Below are 19,732 nucleotides of genomic sequence, written 5' to 3' on the forward strand. Positions count from 1 at the left end.
CAAAAATCTCCTTTTAATTTATTAACTCAAATGTTTGTTCCGTTACATCCCGGCTGTTTGGCCCGATAAAGACAATGAATTTGCCAGGATCACTTTTGTAAACTAAATTCGAATGATGATAGCGCAGCTGGTCCTCCGAAATAATAAATTCTACTTGCTTAGACTCTCCAGGTTCTAGCCAAATTTTCTGAAATCCTTTTAATTCCTTTAATGGCCGAACTGTTTCAGCTACCTTGTCTCGAATATAGAGTTGGACTGTTTCTGCCCCTGCGTAACTCCCTGTGTTCACCACTGTAATAGCTGCTGTTAAAACCTCATCTGTTTTAATCTGCTGTTGTGAAAGAGTCATATTTTCATAAATATAGTTTGTATAGCTTAAACCATATCCAAATGGCATTAGCGCTTCATTAGGGGTATCCAAATATTGTGATACATAACGAACTTGAGCATCCGGAGCGTCTTTCGGGCGTCCTGTATTAAAATGATTGTAATAAACAGGAATCTGGCCGACAGATTGAGGAAACGACATAGAGAGTTTTCCAGAAGGATTAGCTTCTCCAAAGAGGAGATCTGCTATCGCTGCCCCACCTTCGGTTCCAGGATACCAAGCTTCAAGCACAGCATTGGCTTTATCGATAACCCCGTCCAGATCAAGTGGCCTACCGTTGAACAGAACAGTTACAACCGGCTTATTAAGCTGGTGAATGCGACTGGCCAGTTCCAGTTGAATAGATGGCAATTTAATGTTTGCTCGTGATCCAGCTTCACCGCTCATCTCTGAGCTTTCTCCAAGTGCCAGTATAATAACATCTGCCTCTTCGGCTGCCTTTAAGGCGGCATCAAGTTTCTCATTTAAGCCGGCATCAATGCCGCAGCCTTCCTCGACTACTAAATTGCTTTCTTTCAGTTTCTTTTCGATTCCATTTTTCAGCGTAATTGCATCAGTTTTTGAACCTACAAATGACCAAGGACCTAAAATATCATTGTTTTCAGCAAATGGTCCGATAAGTGCTACCCGCTGGTTTAATTTCAAGGGCAACATCCCATCATTTTTGAGAAGAACACAGGATTCGGCTGCAAGGTCTTGAGCCACTTTTCGATTTTCTTCAGAAAGGATTTCCGCTTTTTCGCGAGCTTCATCTGCGGCTCGATAAGGATTCTCAAACAACCCTAATTTTTGCTTCAATTCAAGCACACGCATCACGGCTTCATCTATTAATTGTTCATCGAGTTTTTCGTTCTCCACCAATTGTTTTAGATGATCCGAGTAAGTAGTCGTCATCATCTCAATATCCACACCTGCCGTTAATGCTTTCTCAGCTGCTTCTGAAGTATCTGCAGCCACACCATGTGGAATCAGCTCTTTCACAGCTCCCCAGTCAGAGATGAGCACCCCGTTAAATCCCCATTCTTTCCGCAGCAAGTTACGCATCAAAGACTTATTTCCAGTTGCGGGCACCCCATCAATTATATTAAAGGCAGTCATCACCAATTCACTGCCAGCATCAAGGGCCGCTTTATAAGCTGGCAGATAGGATTCTCTAAGTTGCCGCTCTGACATGTCAACTGTATTATAGTCTCTGCCCCCTTCTGCTGCGCCATAGGCTGCAAAATGCTTCACACAGGAAGCGAGCCGCTCTGTATGTGCCGTTAAATCTGTGCCCTGTAACCCGCGCACTTGCGCTTCGGCAAACCGGCTGTTCAAATAAGAATCCTCTCCTGTGGACTCCATGACCCGTCCCCACCTAGGATCACGAACCAGATCGACCATGGGAGCGAATGTAACATGAAGACCCGATACTGCAGCTTCTCTTGCAGCCATCTCCATGCTCTTTTCAGCCAAATCTAAATTCCAAGAACACCCCATCGCGAGGGGAACCGGAAAAATTGTTTTGTAGCCGTGTATGACATCAGCCATAAACAAGAGTGGAATACCGAGCCTATTATCTTTTAAGTGCCTCTTCTGTATATCTTTTATTTCCCGGGCGCCATAAGCACCTAGAACAGATCCCGCATTTTCGATTAACTCATCCGACAGCTTCAGTTCTTCCAAAGGTCCAGTTATTTCGCCTTGGTCATGTGATCCTTTAAAAAAAGGCTTTGCTAATTGTGTCAATTGAGCCGTTTTTTCATTAAATGTCATTTGATTAAGCAGTCCTGCCAGAAACTCGTTATGCATGTTAGACTCCTCCCTTCCATATTTTCGAACGATTTTAAAAAATCATTCAATTTATGGTTGTAATCGTTTTCAAATACAACTATAATCGGTTTATCGAAACGTTTCAACAAAAATTTCAAATTTAATTACTTTAGTTTTTATGAATTACTTCTTTAATGCTTACCTAATACAACAATATACGCGGAATCATGGAATAGCTATTTTTATTAAACCGAAATTCTTTTTATTTTAATACAAACGTTTCGATGATATTGCAGACTTTCAGGGAGTGATGTTTCAAAAAAAGTAGAATGTAATGTTCAGTAAGCTTGCTAACTTTCTCATAACGAAACTTTTAATGCGATCAACTATTCTAAGGAGTGTATATAATGACAGTTAAAAAATTCGCATGGCTGACTACCGCAATGCTCGGCATGACTTTAACACTTAGTGCCTGTTCCTCAGATGATAGTTCCCAATCAGCTTCAAACGATAAAACAATTACTGTTTGGACAATGTCGAATGGGTTGGATGAATTTGTTAAAGAATACGAAGACGAATCCGGAAATACTGTAGAAGTTCAAACAATCCCCTGGGCAAATGCCCATGACAAACTATTGACAGCTGTGGCTTCTGGCAAAGGTCCCGATGTGCTTCAAATTGGAACTACGTGGGTTGCTGAATTCGCTGAAGCAGGTACTTTTCTTGATCTGACGGACTATTTGGCTGACTATGAAAACCTGGCTCCTGAAAACTTTTACGAAACTGCAGTCGAAACAACCCAGTATGAAGATACGACCATCGGAATTCCTTGGTATGTGGATACACGTGCATTATTCTATCGCACAGATATACTCGGGGAAGTTGGATATCCAGAAGGACCTGAAACGTGGGAAGATATGATTGACGCCTCACGCCAATTAGCTGCTCGCGGCGAAGATCAGTATTCCATCGACCTGCCAAAGAGCGATCCTCAATTCCCGTTTGTACTCGCATGGGAGCAGGGTTGGAATTATGATGCTGACAAAGGTTCAGAAAGTTTTAGTGATCCGGGCTTCAAAGAGTCCATCGAACTGAATCACCTGTTCTTTGAAGAAGGCCTTTCACAGACCGGAGAAGGCAAGGAGTTTTTCCAAGCTTTCGCAGATGGTTCCAAACCAATGTTCTTTAGTGGCCCATGGGACATTAAAACAATTGAAGAAAGAGCACCTGAAATCGAAGGCGACTGGGCTGTCCATGTTATGCCAGCTGCCGAAAATAATACGTCGATGATGGGCGGAGCTCACTTATCTGTTTTTCACAACTCTGATAACGTAGAAGGCGCTCTCGATTTCATTAATTGGATGGCTGAGCCAGATACACAATTAGCTTGGTATGATCTTAAGAGTGAATTGCCGGCAAACCTAGACAGCTGGGAAGATTCCGCTCTCAATGAGGATCCGATGATTAGCACATTTGGAGAGCAATTAAGTGCTACTCAGCCACTGCCCCTGATTCCAGAATTTGAACGCCTTGGCGCGGAATTGGTGAATACACTTGAACAAATTAATTTGGCAGATGCAGATATCGATCAGGCAATAGAAGATTATAAAGCAACTGCTTCCAGAATACTCGGTGAATAAATAACCCTTTATCTAAGAACTGTGTATCAAACCCAATTTAGTGGATAATTTAATAAAAGCAATAGGCAGCCAGCTGCAATCAGATGACTTCGTTATTAGCCGAAGTCATCTTTTTCTATTCCATTACATAAATTTGTCCATTTAGATGACACTCCTTAACGCTCTCACCATTACTAATAGCGCCACTAAAAAAAAGCTGTCGAAGCAGCACACTTTCTACTGCTTCGACAGCTTTTCGCTTATAAGATTAAGGCTGCGGTCGTATCGTCAATGACCAGTACATTAAAATATCCGCCTCTCAAGGCTGCTTTGATGCTTTCCGCTTTATGGGCGCCTTCTACAATCCCGATTACTTCGGGTATGCGTTTGTATTCGTTGATATCGAGTCCGATGACCAAGTCATTCAAGGGGTGCTCGATCTGTTTTCCGGCTTGGTCGTAAAAACGCGAACCGATATCCCCAACCGCGCCAGCTTTCTTTAAGGAGACTAAGCTTTCCTCTTTTAAATAATCCATGGTAGTCATGGTAGATTGTTCAAACGGGTTGCCGATTCCGACTACTGCCATGTCTACATTGCGTCCTTCCTCCAGGACCATGGCAATGTCTTCGGACTGAACCAAACGCTTTTTCAATTCCTCGTTTTCCACCATCGCCGGGGCGTATAAATATGAACAGGTGGTATTCATCTTTTGAGCCAATTGATACGCCAGCAAATTGGAATGGATCTCCACCAGCTTCGTCCCCATGCCGCCGACCAGTGGGATAATTTTTAGTTGCTGATGCTGCTCATAAGGATATTCCTGAACAAACTTCGCCAAGGTAAGCCCCCACGAGATTCCCAGTTTCTTGACGCCTTTCATATTTTTCGAGACGTAGAATGAAGCGGCTTTCCCTAGTGATTGCTTGACCATTTCAGCATCCCGACCGGCTGACGGCACCACAATGGCTTCTTTTAATCCGTACTTCTTTTCCAGGCGGTTTTCCAGCTCTACGGTGTGCGCATTTTCATCTCTAATGTAAATTTCGACGATTCCGTTTTCCCGCGCTTTGTTCAGCAGTTTGGAAATCAACGGACGGGACACACCCACTTTTTTGGCGATTTCTGCCTGTGTGAGCCCTTCAAAATAATACAATGTCGCTACTTTCACGATTTGCCTGCGCTCGTCCCAATTCATTGTCATTGCACCTTCTCTTTTAAATAAACTTGAAGACAGTTAATCAACCGCTTTCATTTGTTCGTGGCAACTGATAGCAATTGCCAGTTACCACTCTTATGAATAACTATACTACATGTGCCTGCTCAATTGTCGTTCGAATGACAGTTGATTTCCATTTTTTCATCTATAAAACCATTATGGTGAACACCTTTTCCGATCCAGGAGGCGGCAGCTTCGTATAAGCTTTCGGTAATAGTCGGGTGGGCGTGAATCAGCGACGCCAGTTCGTCCACCGTTCCTTCCAAGTGAATAAACGCAGAAGGTTCCGCGATCATTTCCGTTACATGCGGACCGACCATGAGCACCCCGAGAATTTCTCCATACTGTGTTCCGGCAATCAGCTTCGTGAACCCTTCCTTCTCATCCTGCGCTAACGCCCTGCCGTTTCCTGCATGGTCAACTCGTACGACTTTGTAGTCGATTCCTTGCTGTTTCGCTTGTTGTTCCGTCAAGCCCACACTGGCGATTTCTGGACTGGTATAGACACAGCGCGGAACCATCCGGTAATCCACTGTCTCTTTTTCACCCGCTGCATTGGCGGCAGCGACAATACCTTCCGCACTCGCGACATGGGCAAGCTGCCAGCCTCCTGTCACATCTCCGACCGCATAGATGGCAGGGTTGCTCGTTTGCATGGCGCTATCCACTTTCACAAAAGGACCGTCCATCTCGAGCTTTAATTCCGCAAAGGCCGAAGTATTGGGCGCTCTGCCGACAGCCATCAAAATCGTTTCGGTATCCAATGTTTCTGCTTTTCCTTGAGCGGTTTCTACATGAATGAGCTGACGGGCACCTTGCTGTTCAATTTTGGTCACTTTGGTACTCGTCATGATGCTAATCTTTTTCTTTTTCAAAGATCTCGCAAGCGCTTTAGAGGCTTCCGGTTCTTCACTCGGCACGATCCGGTCGTTCATTTCCACGATGCTTACCGGCACGTTCAAGCTGGCAAAAATGCACGCGAGTTCCACTCCGATGATGCCGCCGCCTATAATCACAAGCGATTGCGGAATTTTCTCGATGTCGAAAATGGTATCACTCGTAAAATATGCCGCTTCTTCAATGCCATCGATTGGCGGAACGAGTGGCCGTGACCCGGTTGCCAGGATAATTTTTTCTCCTTGGATGACTTCCTCTTTGTCAGCCAGCTGAACCGTGATTTTTCCGGCCGATGGAACTTTTGCGACGCCATTATAGACATCGATCTTCCCTTGCTTCAATAGATGCGCAATGCCATTTCTCAATTGTTGGATGACCGCATCTTTACGGGCGAGCATTTTGGAAAGGGAAAAAGTCATGTCCCCGGTTTCAATGCCCCAGCTTTTGGCTTTTTCAATTGTTTCAATCACTTCCGCGTGCCTCAATAAAGTTTTGGATGGAATGCAGCCTCGATTCAAGCACGTGCCGCCGAGTTCACGCGCTTCGACTAATGCCACTTTTTTCCCAAGTTTCGCCGCACGGATTGCGGCAACATATCCTCCCGGCCCTCCGCCAAGCACCACCACTTCGTAGCTATTCACTCGCATCTACTCCTTACACCAATAATTTTACCGGCTGTTCGAGCGCTTCTTTCAATTCCGTCAAAAAGGCTGCGGCCGGGGCGCCATCAATCACCCGGTGATCAAATGACAAACTCAGGACCATCATTGGCCGAAGTTCGATGGCACCGTCAATGCCTACTGGCTTTTCATTGATGCGCCCGACGCCAAGAATGGCTGATTCCGGCTGATTAATGACCGGCGTGAAGGCATCGATGGCATACATTCCCAGGTTGCTGACGGTAAATGTCCCGCCCGACATTTCATCCGGTTTGACCTGATTGTCACGAGCTGCCTTGCCGAGGCGTTTGCATTCAGCGGTCAAAGAAGACAAGCCTTTTTGATCGACATGTTTAACGACAGGTACCATTAGGCCATTATCGGCGGCTACTGCAAGCCCCAGATTGATGTCTTCTTTATAGACAATTTCATTGCCTTCTAACGATACATTGACATTCGGATGCTGTTTCAAAGAAAATGCCACAGCTTTCATAATGATTTCCGTATACGAAATGCGGAATCCAGTCTGCTGTTCGATCATTCCAAGCAATTGTTTGCGCAGGTTGATGGCCTCGGACATATCCACTTCGGTTGTCAATGTCACATGGGGAGCAGTCGTTTTACTTTGCAATGTGCGCTGCGCCACGACTTTTCGAATGCCTTCCATCTTGATGCGTTTGCCGCCTGTTCCAGCAGCAAGCGTTGCTTGTTTGGCATTTTCCACATCGGCGCGGTAGATTTTCCCGTTTGCGCCCGTGCCGGTTACTCCTTGCAAGTCTTGCCCTTGCGCTTGCGCCACTTTTTTCGCGAGCGGTGTCGCTTTAGCTGAAGTTTTCGAGGAAACAAAAGCCATCACATCGTTTTGATGAATCCGTCCGTTCGGCCCAGAACCTGTAACGGTAGCAAGCGGAATGTTCTCTTCTCTTGATACCCTTCTAGCAGCCGGTGTCGCTCGAATTTTATCAGCAGATGGTTGGCTGTCCGCTGAGTCACGGCTTGCTTCTTGGGAGGTGGTTTCGGTAATCCCTTGCTGTGCTAAATCATCTGGTTGAGCTTCCCGCGAATCACTTAAATCCTCTTGCTCTTTGGCAGCCCCTGATTCACCAGGTGCCGACTCGGGCACTTTTTCACCAGCTTCACCGATATATCCGACCACGTGGTTAATGGGCACTTCATCGTCCTCTTCAAAGTATTTTTTCAGCAGGATGCCTTCTTCGTAGGATTCGACCTCGATATTGATTTTGTCCGTCATGATTTCAAATAACGGCTCGCCCACATCAACGGAATCGCCTTCGTTTTTATACCATTGCAAAAGCGTTCCTACCTGCATTGTGCTGCTCAGTTTTGGCATGAATATTTCTTTGGCCATCAGCCCGCTCCTCCTTCTTACCGGTGGTTTAATGTTTCTTTAACAGCTGCCACGATATCATCGACACCAGGGATGGCGGATTTTTCAAGTTCAGGATTGTACGGAATCGGGACAGCCTTCCCGCCTAGGCGCTTAATCGGTGCATCTAAATAATCGAATGCTTCGCTTTCAGCGATCACGCTGGCGATCTCTCCGCCAAAGCCGCCGCGCTTGACCGCTTCGTGCACGACCACCAGGCGGCTTGTCTTCTTGACGGACTCGATGATGGTGTCGGTATCCAATGGCACAAGCGTGCGCGGATCGATCACTTCAACGCTGATTCCTTCTTTTTCAAGCTCCACTGCCGCTTCCAGCGATTTATGGACCATGATTGCCGTAGCGACAATCGTTACGTCACTTCCTTCCCGTTTAATATCTGCTTGGCCGAGAGGAATGGAGTACAATTCTTCGGGTACGTCCGATTTTGTTTTATAGCATAATTTATGTTCGTAGAAAATGACCGGGTTGTCTTCATCAATTGCGGCTTTCAGGAGCCCTTTGGCGTCGTATGCAGTGGATGGCTGGACGACTTTCAAGCCAGGAACATGGGCCATCCATGCTTCCAGGCTTTGAGAATGCTGGGCAGCTGCACCGGTGCCCGATCCAGCCGGTGTACGAAGCACCATGGGCACTTTTCCTTTCCCGCCGTACATATAACGGATTTTGGCTGCTTGGTTGACCATATTGTCCATAGCGATGGTCATGAAATCGGAAAACTGAAGCTCCAAAATCGGGCGCATGCCCGTCAAGGCGGCTCCTACCGCTGTGCCCGAGATGGCCGCTTCAGAAATCGGGGTATTGCGGATACGCTCCGGGCCAAACTCTTCAATCATCCCGCGAGTGACGCCAAACGCACCGCCGTAAACGCCGATATCCTCTCCCAGGATGAAGACGTCTTCATTTTGGCGCATCTCTTGGCTCATCGCTTCTCTAACGGCTTCCAAATAAGTCAGTTCCCTCATAATCTTCCGCTCCTTTGCTCCTCTTTATGCATAAATGTCTTCCATTAAATCATCGATCGTCGGCATCGGGCTTTGTTTTGAAAACTCGACAGAATCCTCGATTTCCTTTTTCGCTGCGGCTTTGATTTCCGCCGCCTCTTCATCTGTCAGCAACCCTTCCTGAATCAGCACATCCCGGAGACGCGCGATGGGATCTTTCGCCCGCCACTCCTGTTCTTCTTCACGCGTCCGGTATTTTTTGGCATCGCTCTTTGAATGCCCTTTCCAGCGATAGGTTTTTGCTTCGACAATCGACGGGCCTTGCCCATTTCGTGCGCGGTCCACTGCTTCGCTAACGCCATTCATGACGTCGAAGACATCATTGCCGTCCACGACTTTCCCTGGAATTCCGTAGGATTCGGCACGTGCTGCTATGTCTTCGATGTTCATCATTTCTTTTGCAGGGCCGGACATGCCGTACTGGTTGTTTTCACAAATAAAGACAACCGGCAACTTCCAGATGGATGCCAAGTTCAGCGCTTCATGGAAGCTGCCTTCATTGGATGCCCCGTCGCCAAAGAAACAAAGAACGACATACCCTTCATTTTTCATTTGGGATGTCAGTGCCGCGCCAGTGGCAATCGCAAATCCGCCCCCTACGATTCCATTGGCGCCGAGGTTGCCTTTGTCAACATCGGCAATGTGCATGGAGCCTCCCTTGCCTTTGCAATATCCCGTTGTACGCCCAAACAGCTCAGCCATCATTCGATTGACTTCCGCTCCTTTGGCAATGCAATGCCCATGCCCTCGGTGCGTACTCGTGATCTTGTCGCGCTCTTCTAACACCGCGATCGAACCGACTGCAGAAGCTTCTTGCCCAACCGCTAAATGCGTCGTGCCGTGAATCATGCCTTTGGCGAAGAATTCATCGACTTTCTCTTCAAAAAATCGAATCTGCCACATTTGTTTCAGCAAAGCCGTTAAATCATCTTTTTTTAGATGCGATGGCAAATTGAGCAATGATGTCATTTGTATTCCTCCTCATTTTACATTTGTATATACTCGTAACATATGTAAAATTATAAGTCTTTTCTGATTATTCGTCAAGAACAAAAGGGCCAGACTTCCCTGTGTTTCAGAAGTTTGACCCTTTGTCCGTGGCGCGTTATTTGTTCTTTGGCTTGTACGTATTGATGACTCTTCGGGAAGAATGAACTTCTTTCAGCACACGATACGGCTTTTTGATTGCGCGAAAAGGAAGCGACAGCAATAGGTGGCTAAGATCTTCCCTGTATTCTTTCGTAACGCGTGTGGGCTTGGTTGAGATGCGTTCGTATAATTCCTTATAGAACTCTTTTTTGAGATCCATGTTCATTTCTATTGTACGATTGCACTGCATGCAGCGAATGCGTTTGATGTCATCGTTGATGTACGTAATTTCATGATTGACGTCTTCTCTGCAATGGACACAGTATAAACCGGCTTCCATCTTTTTCACTTTCATACTAAAACACCTTCTCATTTAGGTAGTTAACATGTCTCCATGAAGATTAGAGCCTCTGTCTAATACCGATCAAACAATTTCATATCATGGAACTTGGATTTGGTTCCCGTTTCAAGCTTTTGCCGAAAGCGTATCGTCCTGCATGCGCCGCAAGCGCCAAATAGTCGACTCTTGGGTTTGTACCACATCGCCATAGGAGATAATTTCACCTTTTTGAATGGATCGCTTCAATTGGACGTGGCGATCGACCAAGCCTAGCGGCAAGGCATTCTGTTCTTTTGCATCTACGGCTGAGAGAATACGGCCATAAACCGTGAACCCTCCGATACTATCCAAAAATTGCCCTTCTTCCAGGTCGGTTTTGGCCACCGTGACCGTTTCTGCTTGAAGCCCTTTCCACGGGGCGATCGTCGCTTCATTGTAAATATACGCGCGGGCAATGGAAATCGGCGTCTCCAAGCTGGTCAAATGATACGGACGGTATAGCACATAATTCGGCCCTGCTCCCATGCTCAAATATTGCATTTCATGATTGACTTCTTCTTTTTCTGAAGCAATGATGGCAAAAACACCTGGCGCCACTCCGTTAATATACTCGACAATCTTCTTGTTGCTGACTTGCCCGCCGTCTTCTTTCAATTTGAAGATTTCCGGAAGCCCTTTCACGTCGCTGACAAATCCGTGCATTCCCGGCGTATCGGGTAAGAATCCTGTGGCGTTGGCGACTGCCGTCATTTCAACCATGGTTTTCGTGCCGTCCTGGAATGAAGCCAGCATTTTCGCACTTGCGCCTTTACGTGCCGCTTCTTCTGCTGCAGTGTCGGGATTCGCCGCTAAGTTCAACGGATTATTTTTTCCTTTTCCAAGCGCTACCACTTCAAAGCCAAGGGCATCCGCGAAATCATATAATTCCATAATGGCACCAGGTTCGTCACCTGCTGTCCCTGTATAAACAACGCCGCTGGCATCGGCCATCTTCATCAATAAGGGCCCGATTGTGACATCAGCCTCTACATTGAGCATGACGATGTGCTTTTTATTCAAAATGGCATCCCAAGCGATTTTCGCGCCGATGTCTGGCACTCCGGTAGCATCGACCACGACATCCACTTCTGTTGAAGATGTCACCAACCGGGCGTCAGTCGTGGCTGCGACTTTTCCGGAACGGATCGCTTCAGCTGCTTCTTCTGCTGCATTGGTCTGAACAATATCCCCATCCACCACACCGGCTTTTACATAGGCATTGACGACATTATCAAGTTGAATGTCCGCCGTGAAAACGACCCTCATGCCAGCCATGTTTTCAATTTGAGAAACCATTCCTCTTCCCATTTGGCCTGCACCAACAAGCCCCACCTTGATAATCGTTCCTGTCTTCTCTAATTCTTCTAGCTTTCTATTGATGCCAAGCATGGCCCACTCTCCTCATTGTCAGGCTTTTAATATCCGGATTTCGGCTCCGAGCGCTAATTCCGGCAGAGGCGTCTTTTCTACACACATCGTGCCAGGCAAATTGGCTGTTGCGTCGCCAGTAAAAGCGATGGTGCAATGGCCAAGGTCCCGGAGTGTTTCGTTCACTTTGGCGCCGACAAAAAGGATCTCAAAACGCTCATTATTGATTTCCAAAAAATCGCCCACTTCGACGCCTTCAAGTAGATCCGCTTGTTCATGGATAACAGCAAATGAACGAAGTTCTTCCGGAACGGTGTTATTGAAAATGACCATCATGTTTTCTTCAGCAAATAGATCTACTTCTTCACCAATTTCCGTGATTTTCGCTTCGTATTTTGTAATCATAGATATTCCACCCAATCTCTTTTTTTAATACATCCCAAAACTCAATAAATAGGCAATGACAACCGCCAACGGCCCTGTAATCAATCGAGAAATCAATACTGCGGGAACACCGACTTCAATTGTTTCCGGTTCGGCTTCTCCAAGAGTCAACCCGACCGGAACAAAATCAGCTCCTACTTGAGGGTTGATGGCGAACAATGCCGGAAGTGCCAGTTCAGGCGGAATATTGCCGCGTCCGATTTCTACACCGACCAACACACCGACGACCTGTGCAATGACCGCACCTGGCCCGAGCAATGGCGAAAGAATCGGCAAGGAACAAATGACTGACAGAATAAGGAGGCCAACAAGGTTTCCGGCAAGCGGCGTTACGAAATTGGCGATGATATCGCCGATTCCCGTAAAGGTGATGATTCCGATTAACATACTGACAAATGCCATGAAAGGTAGAATGTTTTTAATGACCTGATCGATCGTCTCGCGTCCTGCTTGATAAAGTACCCCGACGACTTTTCCGGCGCCGCGGCCGACCCGTTCGACGATGTTCATCTTTTTAGGCGGCTCGTTGCTGCTGTTCGCTGCCACTTTCCTTCTTGCTTCTTCTTTCAATTCCTGCGGCGTTTTGCGGACAGCTGGCGCTACCGTTTCATCCACCGCATCTTTCACTTCATTTTGATCTTCATAAAATGCAGCTTCTGAACTAATATCTGAAACCGTTACCCCGGAGACGAAATTTTCTTCATTAATGAATTTCATCAATGGGCCCGATGGTGAAGTCGCATTTACATTGATCGTTAGAATGTTCATCTTCGGATATACACCGCAACGCGCTGTTCCGCCGCAGTCGATGATGACGCAAGCCATTGTTTCTTTCGGATACGAACTTTTAAATCCATCCACCGCTTCAGCACCCGTTAAACGCGCTATTTCCGCCGCCACAGGGTGGATCCCGCCGCCTGTAACCGATACAATATACCGTTGTGTTTCGTTTGGCCGTATCGTCAGCGGCCCTCCCCAACCTCCGCGGCCTTTTGTCACGGAAATCGCTCTATAGTTTAATGGTGTTTGGTTGTCTGCCATTTTTCTTGCCCCCTTTTCAAATAAGCGCCTCTAAAACCTATTAGACTTCCATGCCTTTAGACTTCATCATGCGGATCGTAATGAATTCAGTTACGATTCCACGGAGCAAGATGACGATGACCCCTACTAAGAAGAAACGGATTGCCAATGGCCCCAAGGATAGCCCCAATTCTGTAATCCCCGCTGCGATTCCGAGATAGACGAACAATTCAGCCGGATTGGCATGTGGGAATAATCCCGTGATGGGATGAACGAATGACACGGCGGAATCGTAAAATGCTGGCTTTTGTTTTTCAGGCAAGAATTTTCCGAATGTGTATGCCATTGGGTTGGTCAAGAAGAACACAGCCAAGACGGGAAAAATCGTATAGCGTAAAATAATGTATTTGGTGCTCTTTGCGGCAAGGCGATTAATGCGTTCTTCACCGATTAACCGGATCAATGCATTGATTGCTGTAATCAACACAATCAGTAATGGGATAATGCCTGTGACAAGCCCTGTAAACGTATCTGCACCTGCTTGAAACATACCGATAAAGCCTTCAGCGAGCGATACTAAAAAATCCATCTCTCTTCCTCCTTATACTGCTAGATTTGTTTTTTTACTCATTTGCATTTCAATCTTTTCAATTGCCATTTTGAAAGCCTGGCCATCGGAATCCTCGTTCAGTTTTTCTTTTAGGTGTTCTATATATAGTCCGTTGTATTTAGGAAACGCTTCAAACCGGCTGAACACCGTCACGCCTTTCATGAGTTGGCTCTCGATCAATAAGCCCTCTTCATCGGTCACCAATATAGCGATGACGCCAATCCCTAATTTTTGTTTCTGTATGCCTACCCCTAAATATCCGGATGGCCTGTTGCTCATTTTTTTTATCGTTGCCTGGTAATTTCTCAATTGGACTTTTGTCATTAAAATCTGAAGGATCCATATCCCTGCAAACAAAGCGATAAACCATCCCCACAAAACAAATCCCCTCCAGTCTTTTTTTACATTTGTTCTGAATAAGCACAAATGTTATTAAAAACATTATAAAAGCGCTTACACAATAAATCAATAGCTTTTGAAAGAATATTTTAATTATTTCGCCAAATTCACTTTTTTCTTGAAAGCTTATTTTGTCGATGTGTTTGGAAAATATGCAGCAAACTTTCTACTATATAAATATGCTTGCTTTTAGACGATGTTCTTTATGCCAAACTATTCGTTTTTTTCCTATTAAAAACAGCGGTGCGAATATTGAATTCGCACCGCTGTTTTACTTCAAGTTTAAGGGAAACAATCGATTTTTTTAAAGAAACACAATGAATGCCAAAACGCTGGCGAGCACAATACGGTAAATGGCAAAAGGCACCAGCTTGATTCGTGAAATTAATTTCAGGAAAAACTTAATGGAAATCAATGCAAAGATAAAAGCAGTGACAAATCCTGCGGCATAGAAACTGAGATGATCGAATGAAATGGCTTCCCAATTTTTCACCAGTGAGACGATTGAAGCCCCGAGCATGATCGGAACGGCCATAATAAAGGTGAAGTCAGCTGCGGTTCTATGATCCAGCCCGAGCAACACGCCGCCTGAAATAGTCGAGCCTGAACGAGAGAAACCTGGCCACAAGGAAAAACATTGAACGGTTCCTACGCTTAACGCTTTGATATAGCTGATTTCGTCCAGTGAATTGATCGATGGCTTTTTGGGCCCGAATTTATCAGCGATGATCATGAAGAAAGCGCCGATGACCAAACCAATCAGCACGGTTTCAATGCTGAAGAGATGCTCGTCAATGAAGTCTTCAAACAACAAGCCGAAAATCCCCGCCGGCACGATGCCGATCAAGACGTGCAGGATATTAAATGTCGTGGGTTTGTCTTGTTCGATTTTGTATAAGCCGACAAGGCTCAGCATGCGTTTCCAAAATACGAAGACGACCGCAAGGATAGATCCAAGCTGAATGACGATTTTGAAGGTATTGGCTGACGGCCCGCCTAAAAACCCTTCGGTGTTGAGCCATAAATCATCAAAGATGATCATATGTCCTGTTGATGAGATGGGTGCAAACTCGGTTAGGCCTTCCACTATCCCTAGCACCAATGCTTTTAATATTTCGATGATCTCCATAATTGCTCCTTCAAACGTAGTAGATTGACATTATGAAGACGCTCTTTTTTTGAAATTGGTTGCGCTTAAAACCCCAGTCCTGAATTTATTTTTCTTCAGTCTCATGGGATCCCCTTTACCGATCGCATTCATCTTTAAATAGACTGGGTATTTCTCGCATAATCTATCGCTCGATAGCCATCTACCACTCCAAGTTAAAACCCGCGAGCCACCTGTCCAGGTAGACAAATGACTTAGGGAAATATTAGATTTACAAAAACCAGCTCCTAGTAGGATGAAAGACATGCACGAGTTAAACCATTCCTGTCTTGAACGCAAAAAGAGGAAACGCTGAATTTTCCAGCGTTTCCTCTTTGCTGTGTATGCTTAATGACATTATTATTTGCACTTCTCGTTTGTCATTCCTTTTTATAGCAAACTTAATTTTTCAGCGCACTTCCACGACTTCGTCTAGAGGAAGCTCTAACGCGCGGAAGCATAAGTCTTTCTTGAGCGTTTCGAAGGCTTGGGCTTCATCTTGTGTCAACAAGCAGTCCCGGTCTTTCTTCGCCAAGTCGTAAAAAACAGCAGGCAGGAAATCTTTTTTTAAGCTGACTTCCACTTCTTCTCCTGTGGCACGCGAAAAGATGAATGCATAAGAGCTTCGCGTATAAGGATCGAACCTGGCAGCAGGATAGTCTGGATCTACGAAATATTTTCCGCGCGTTTCGGCTCTTGTGATGAATTCGAAGGCATCTCGGAATCCCGCACAGTCCTGTCCTGCTTGGATGGCTAGTTCCTGCCGCTCCGGCACATCCACACCGTAAAGCGCTTCAAATGCCGCTTCCGCCATGCGGTAAGCGACCCCAACAGCCGCCATTTCTTTCGTTCCATGGTATTTACGAATATCGTCAAAAGCGATATGGACCAATTCCTGCTCATCATAGATTTGAATAGCTGTCATTTCCAATACCTCCTGCAATAAATGATGGATATATAAGATTTTTTCTGAATTTCTTATTGTGGCTTAATCAAATTCCTGCTTTTTCTTTCTGTTCAGCCAATAGACAAAGACAGCAGCGGCTGCCATGACAGCAAGTGTCATCCCACTCACTTTTCCAGCTTGTTCATCGATCTCTTCTTTAATGAGAACGTTCGCCTCAGTATTTGCGCTCAATAAACCAGTTGAAGCAGAAGGCCCTTCTAAACGAATCGGAGCCTCATCGTAGCTTGATAATGTTTCACCGATTCCTGGTTCATTCCATAAACCATCAAGCAATTCAGCATAGGCTGGGTTGGAAAACGACAGGCCTACGACCAAAAACAATAGAACTTTCTTCATCTGCTCGCCCCATTTCTAAAGTGGAACTGAAAGCTTTTCTAAAGAAGCTGGCATGAAGCGAGGTTTCTCTTCGCTGTGCCACTTTAATCTATCATCACTGAGAATCGTTATCAACTAGTGTATCCATAGCAACTCCCGATTTTTCTCTTTCCCCTTATATGATGCTGCCACTTGCATTATTTTTCGTGATGGCTGTATAAGGATTTCTTATAATAGAAAAACTCCCTTCATCAAAATGAAGAGAGCTTTTCCGTAATATGGTCGCAATAGGCTTGTTCTGCTTGGCTTAACTGTTGTTCCGGATCAATGACCAGCCCGTTTTGCCGGACAATGCGCAGCCCTTTGACAGAACGGTAAACCAATGACGCATCAGTTGAATCCAGCGCTTTTAGCGGCAGAAAAGAAACCGAGTCGCTTTGCCTCAGCGCTTTTTTGATAATCTTGAAGTCGGTCATCTGCATATAAAAAGCCACGACGCCTTTCGCTTCAAGCGCTTGCTGGACGAGTGCTTGCATATGCCTGCTTTGCGTCTGCAATACGGACGCATGTTCCAGGTCTTTTGCATAGATCACTTTTCGGGTCGCCAAAGGATGGCTTGCGGAGAAGACCAATTGGAATTCTTCTTCAAACAGGCCTTGGATATCGTATGCTTGGTGAAGTCCATCATCTTCAGGATAAATCGGCATTACGGCAAATTTGGCTCTTTTAGCCAGTAACTGTTCACGCAGTTCCATATAACACCGGCCATTGATCTCAAAAGGGCAAGCCTTGCAGCAAGAAGCGCTTGAATCGAACAACTCCTCGTAATAACTTTCGGCTATGTGTTTGCTCATATAAATGGCTACTGGTTTTTGGGTTGCAGGTGTGGCCATGAGGTGTCGCGTCGCTTCAAACAATTCGAGCAATTGGCCAGCTTGTTTTTGTAACAGGACGCCGCGCTCTGTCAGCTCAACGCCTTGTTTTTTGCGGATGATAAGTTTTACGCCATAGTATTCTTCCAAATAGCGGATTTGCTGGCTGACGGAAGGCTGCGAGCAATACAGCTGTTTCGCCGCTTCGGTATAGGACCGGCATTCAGCCAACACTTGAAAGGTATGTAATTTCCCCAGCACGGCATTCACCTCTTTTAATTGATAATAGTTCTCACTACATCATAGCATAAAAAATCCCGCTCTCGTATCTGAAAGCGGGATGATGAGCAATAGCTCCATTTATATAGGGGTAGTTTTAAGCATCGGAACGTTCAACGCCCTCGAGGGCATCTTTTGACTGAGTATCCTGTTTTTTGATAATCGATAATGAACCATCGCCTTCCAAAACGATCACTTCCACTTGTTCAAAGGAGCTCAAGCCCTGCTGTCGGACTTTCCCGCGCAAATCGTCTTTTCGGATGCGGTGCTTGTGCATGCTTTTCTCGTAAAATTCGCCATCATGTTAAATGAAACTCGGATTGGCCTTGATCAAGTCAGCGAATCCTTTGGAATTCACCGACAGTTTTGAAACGATATACTGCAACAAAGTAAGCATAAACAAGACAACCACCCCGTCTACAAAAGACATTTTATCGCTGGTGATGATGCTGCCGAGTGTTGCGCCATACGTGACGGTGATAACGAAATCAAAGATGTTCACATTGCTTAAACTGCGTTTCCCAAAAACCCTCAACAGGACGATGAGAAAAGGATAAGCCAATACACACATAATTGCGATGCGCAGCACACTTTTCCAGCCATCGAATAAAATCGTATCCAGCATTTCAGGACCCCCTTCCTGCTTTCTCTGGATTCTTCATATCCCCCAAATACCCAGCCCCTGCTTTATTAAACGGATGCGGTATAAACAAAAGACGGAGAAGCCGCTCAATTCCAGCTAAGTTCCCCGCCTAAAAATGCTTATTGTCTTATTGAAGCCAACTATTCAAAAACTCCTGCTGGTCCCCTTCGAAAGAATCCTCAAAGAACTCCCTGAATTGTTGTTTCGTCACCCGCTGAAATTGAAACTCTTCAAAATAATCCGCCAGAAACTCCAGTGCAGCTTCGTTTCCACCGCGTTCATCGAAAAAGTCTTTCAGCAACAAAGGGACTTTGCCGTACACAGTCGCATAATAGGCCGGTGTGTCAAATTCATCAAGCGCGAAATCAGCATAGGTTTCCGTTTCGTAAGATTCTTCATAGGCTCTTGCATTTTGAAAACCGCTGTCCTCATCACCGTAATAATCGCTGAGGAATAAACCGGTGCTGAACTCGGTCAAACTTTCATCGAGCCAAGCGTTTTCGTATGGATCATTGGCGACCAAATAGTAAAACCATTGATGGGCAATTTCGTGTACCAAGATCGAATCAAGTAAGTCTTCATCCATCGGCACTTCCACAATGTTCGGGTACTCCATATAGCCGGCATTTGCGATCAAATCCAATTCAGCAAACGGATAATCGCCGATGTTTTCTTCGAAATAAGCAAATGCTTCGACCGACAGTTCAGCCGTCTCCTCTAGGATTTCCGACTCAGCCGGCACAAACACACGCAACTCGGTATTTCCAGACGTGCGTTCTGCGATTTGCCAATCGGCTGGATCCAAAAACGCTGCATAGAAATCCTTGATGGCCTTTCCAGTTAAAGTTCCAGATGAACTGGCCTCTGCCGGACCGTCTGGTGCAGAAGTGGCGATCAGGTAATCGTCTGGCAATTGATAAGTGACCGTATAATCTCCGTACCCCGTTTCATAGGATTCTCCTTTGGGATCATAGTCATTGACTTGCCAGCCCCCGTCATATTCAGCAAGCATCGGGTACCAATGGGCTAAGTAATAATTGTTTTCCATTCGCGCCAAGCGCATGCCGTCTTCAGGCACAGCTAGTGTGTATTCAATCGTGACAGTTTGTTGCTCGCCTGGTGTTAAATCCGATTGCAGTTCGATGAATAGATCGCCACCATTCAATTCATGAAACAGTTCATCTTCACCAGAAGTGATTGACTTCATTTCAACCTCGGCTGGTTCATCTGAATACCCAGTAGTCAATTCCGGGTTCATG

At 45.7% G+C, this 19,732-nt stretch carries 19 protein-coding genes and 1 pseudogene; 1 reads left to right on the top strand and 19 read right to left on the bottom strand.

All coding sequences use genetic code 11. The features are described 5' to 3' along the window. Window positions 1–13 precede the first annotated feature (13 nt). Window positions 14–2,179 carry a glycoside hydrolase family 3 N-terminal domain-containing protein gene (locus KTG14_RS04620; protein WP_216969806.1) on the bottom strand — a complete coding sequence of 722 codons (2,166 nt, stop codon included), beginning with the start codon at window positions 2,177–2,179 and terminating at the stop codon, window positions 14–16. A gap of 368 nt (window positions 2,180–2,547) precedes the next feature. Here KTG14_RS04620 and KTG14_RS04625 point away from each other — a divergent pair, with 368 nt between their 5' ends. After that, a complete protein-coding gene (locus KTG14_RS04625) occupies window positions 2,548–3,780 on the top strand; it encodes an extracellular solute-binding protein (RefSeq protein ID WP_216969808.1) in 1,233 nt (410 codons plus the stop codon). A gap of 239 nt (window positions 3,781–4,019) precedes the next feature. Here the strand turns inward: KTG14_RS04625 and KTG14_RS04630 are convergent, their stop codons facing one another. The 18 genes and pseudogenes from KTG14_RS04630 to KTG14_RS04715 all read right to left on the bottom strand — a co-directional run bounded on the left by KTG14_RS04630 (window position 4,020) and on the right by KTG14_RS04715 (window position 19,680). Beyond that, a complete protein-coding gene (locus KTG14_RS04630) occupies window positions 4,020–4,955 on the bottom strand; it encodes a sugar-binding transcriptional regulator (protein ID WP_216970160.1) in 936 nt (311 codons plus the stop codon). Between the two features lie 125 nt (window positions 4,956–5,080). Further along, window positions 5,081–6,514: a dihydrolipoyl dehydrogenase gene (gene lpdA / locus KTG14_RS04635; protein WP_308461989.1), complete on the bottom strand. Its 1,434-nt coding sequence runs from the start codon at window positions 6,512–6,514 to the stop codon at window positions 5,081–5,083. A gap of 13 nt (window positions 6,515–6,527) precedes the next feature. Beyond that, complete coding sequence (locus KTG14_RS04640; protein WP_216969812.1) at window positions 6,528–7,901, bottom strand: dihydrolipoamide acetyltransferase family protein; 1,374 nt, start codon at window positions 7,899–7,901, stop codon at window positions 6,528–6,530. A 17-nt stretch (window positions 7,902–7,918) separates the two neighbouring features. Continuing rightward, complete coding sequence (locus tag KTG14_RS04645; protein WP_216969814.1) at window positions 7,919–8,902, bottom strand: alpha-ketoacid dehydrogenase subunit beta; 984 nt, start codon at window positions 8,900–8,902, stop codon at window positions 7,919–7,921. 24 nt (window positions 8,903–8,926) lie between these two features. Beyond that, window positions 8,927–9,910: a thiamine pyrophosphate-dependent dehydrogenase E1 component subunit alpha gene (locus KTG14_RS04650; RefSeq protein ID WP_216969816.1), complete on the bottom strand. Its 984-nt coding sequence runs from the start codon at window positions 9,908–9,910 to the stop codon at window positions 8,927–8,929. A gap of 136 nt (window positions 9,911–10,046) precedes the next feature. Further along, window positions 10,047–10,385 carry a bh protein gene (locus KTG14_RS04655; RefSeq protein WP_216969818.1) on the bottom strand — a complete coding sequence of 113 codons (339 nt, stop codon included), beginning with the start codon at window positions 10,383–10,385 and terminating at the stop codon, window positions 10,047–10,049. A gap of 111 nt (window positions 10,386–10,496) precedes the next feature. Next, the gene (locus KTG14_RS04660) at window positions 10,497–11,798 is read right to left on the bottom strand and encodes an NAD(P)H-dependent oxidoreductase (RefSeq protein WP_216969820.1); all 1,302 of its coding nucleotides are present in this window, start codon (window positions 11,796–11,798) and stop codon (window positions 10,497–10,499) included. 18 nt (window positions 11,799–11,816) lie between these two features. Then, window positions 11,817–12,182 carry a PTS glucitol/sorbitol transporter subunit IIA gene (locus KTG14_RS04665; RefSeq protein WP_216969822.1) on the bottom strand — a complete coding sequence of 122 codons (366 nt, stop codon included), beginning with the start codon at window positions 12,180–12,182 and terminating at the stop codon, window positions 11,817–11,819. Window positions 12,183–12,206: 24 nt separating this feature from the next. Beyond that, window positions 12,207–13,262 (bottom strand): PTS glucitol/sorbitol transporter subunit IIB, encoded by a 1,056-nt coding sequence (srlE, locus tag KTG14_RS04670; protein WP_216969824.1) that lies wholly within the window; start codon window positions 13,260–13,262, stop codon window positions 12,207–12,209. Between the two features lie 40 nt (window positions 13,263–13,302). Further along, window positions 13,303–13,830, bottom strand: coding sequence for a PTS glucitol/sorbitol transporter subunit IIC (gene srlA, locus KTG14_RS04675; RefSeq protein WP_216969826.1), 528 nt, complete (start codon window positions 13,828–13,830; stop codon window positions 13,303–13,305). 12 nt (window positions 13,831–13,842) lie between these two features. Continuing rightward, window positions 13,843–14,229 carry a transcriptional regulator GutM gene (locus KTG14_RS04680; protein WP_216969828.1) on the bottom strand — a complete coding sequence of 129 codons (387 nt, stop codon included), beginning with the start codon at window positions 14,227–14,229 and terminating at the stop codon, window positions 13,843–13,845. A 325-nt stretch (window positions 14,230–14,554) separates the two neighbouring features. Continuing rightward, on the bottom strand, window positions 14,555–15,379 hold the full coding sequence (locus tag KTG14_RS04685) for an undecaprenyl-diphosphate phosphatase (RefSeq protein ID WP_216969830.1): 825 nt from the start codon (window positions 15,377–15,379) through the stop codon (window positions 14,555–14,557). Between the two features lie 427 nt (window positions 15,380–15,806). Then, window positions 15,807–16,322 (bottom strand): hypothetical protein, encoded by a 516-nt coding sequence (locus KTG14_RS04690; RefSeq protein ID WP_216969832.1) that lies wholly within the window; start codon window positions 16,320–16,322, stop codon window positions 15,807–15,809. Window positions 16,323–16,385: 63 nt separating this feature from the next. After that, entirely contained in the window at window positions 16,386–16,700 is a 315-nt protein-coding gene (locus tag KTG14_RS04695; RefSeq protein ID WP_216969833.1) for a hypothetical protein, read from the bottom strand. Between the two features lie 230 nt (window positions 16,701–16,930). Further along, the gene (locus KTG14_RS04700; RefSeq protein ID WP_216969835.1) at window positions 16,931–17,812 is read right to left on the bottom strand and encodes a LysR family transcriptional regulator; all 882 of its coding nucleotides are present in this window, start codon (window positions 17,810–17,812) and stop codon (window positions 16,931–16,933) included. 115 nt (window positions 17,813–17,927) lie between these two features. After that, a pseudogene (locus KTG14_RS04705) lies at window positions 17,928–18,119 on the bottom strand (YetF domain-containing protein); the annotation flags it as partial. Between the two features lie 15 nt (window positions 18,120–18,134). Continuing rightward, a complete protein-coding gene (locus tag KTG14_RS04710; RefSeq protein WP_216969839.1) occupies window positions 18,135–18,455 on the bottom strand; it encodes a DUF421 domain-containing protein in 321 nt (106 codons plus the stop codon). Window positions 18,456–18,600: 145 nt separating this feature from the next. Further along, window positions 18,601–19,680 (bottom strand): M1 family aminopeptidase, encoded by a 1,080-nt coding sequence (locus KTG14_RS04715; RefSeq protein ID WP_216969841.1) that lies wholly within the window; start codon window positions 19,678–19,680, stop codon window positions 18,601–18,603. Window positions 19,681–19,732 lie beyond the last annotated feature (52 nt).

This window comes from Planococcus sp. CP5-4_YE (genome assembly GCF_019042655.1).
GTDB lineage: Bacteria > Bacillota > Bacilli > Bacillales_A > Planococcaceae > Planococcus.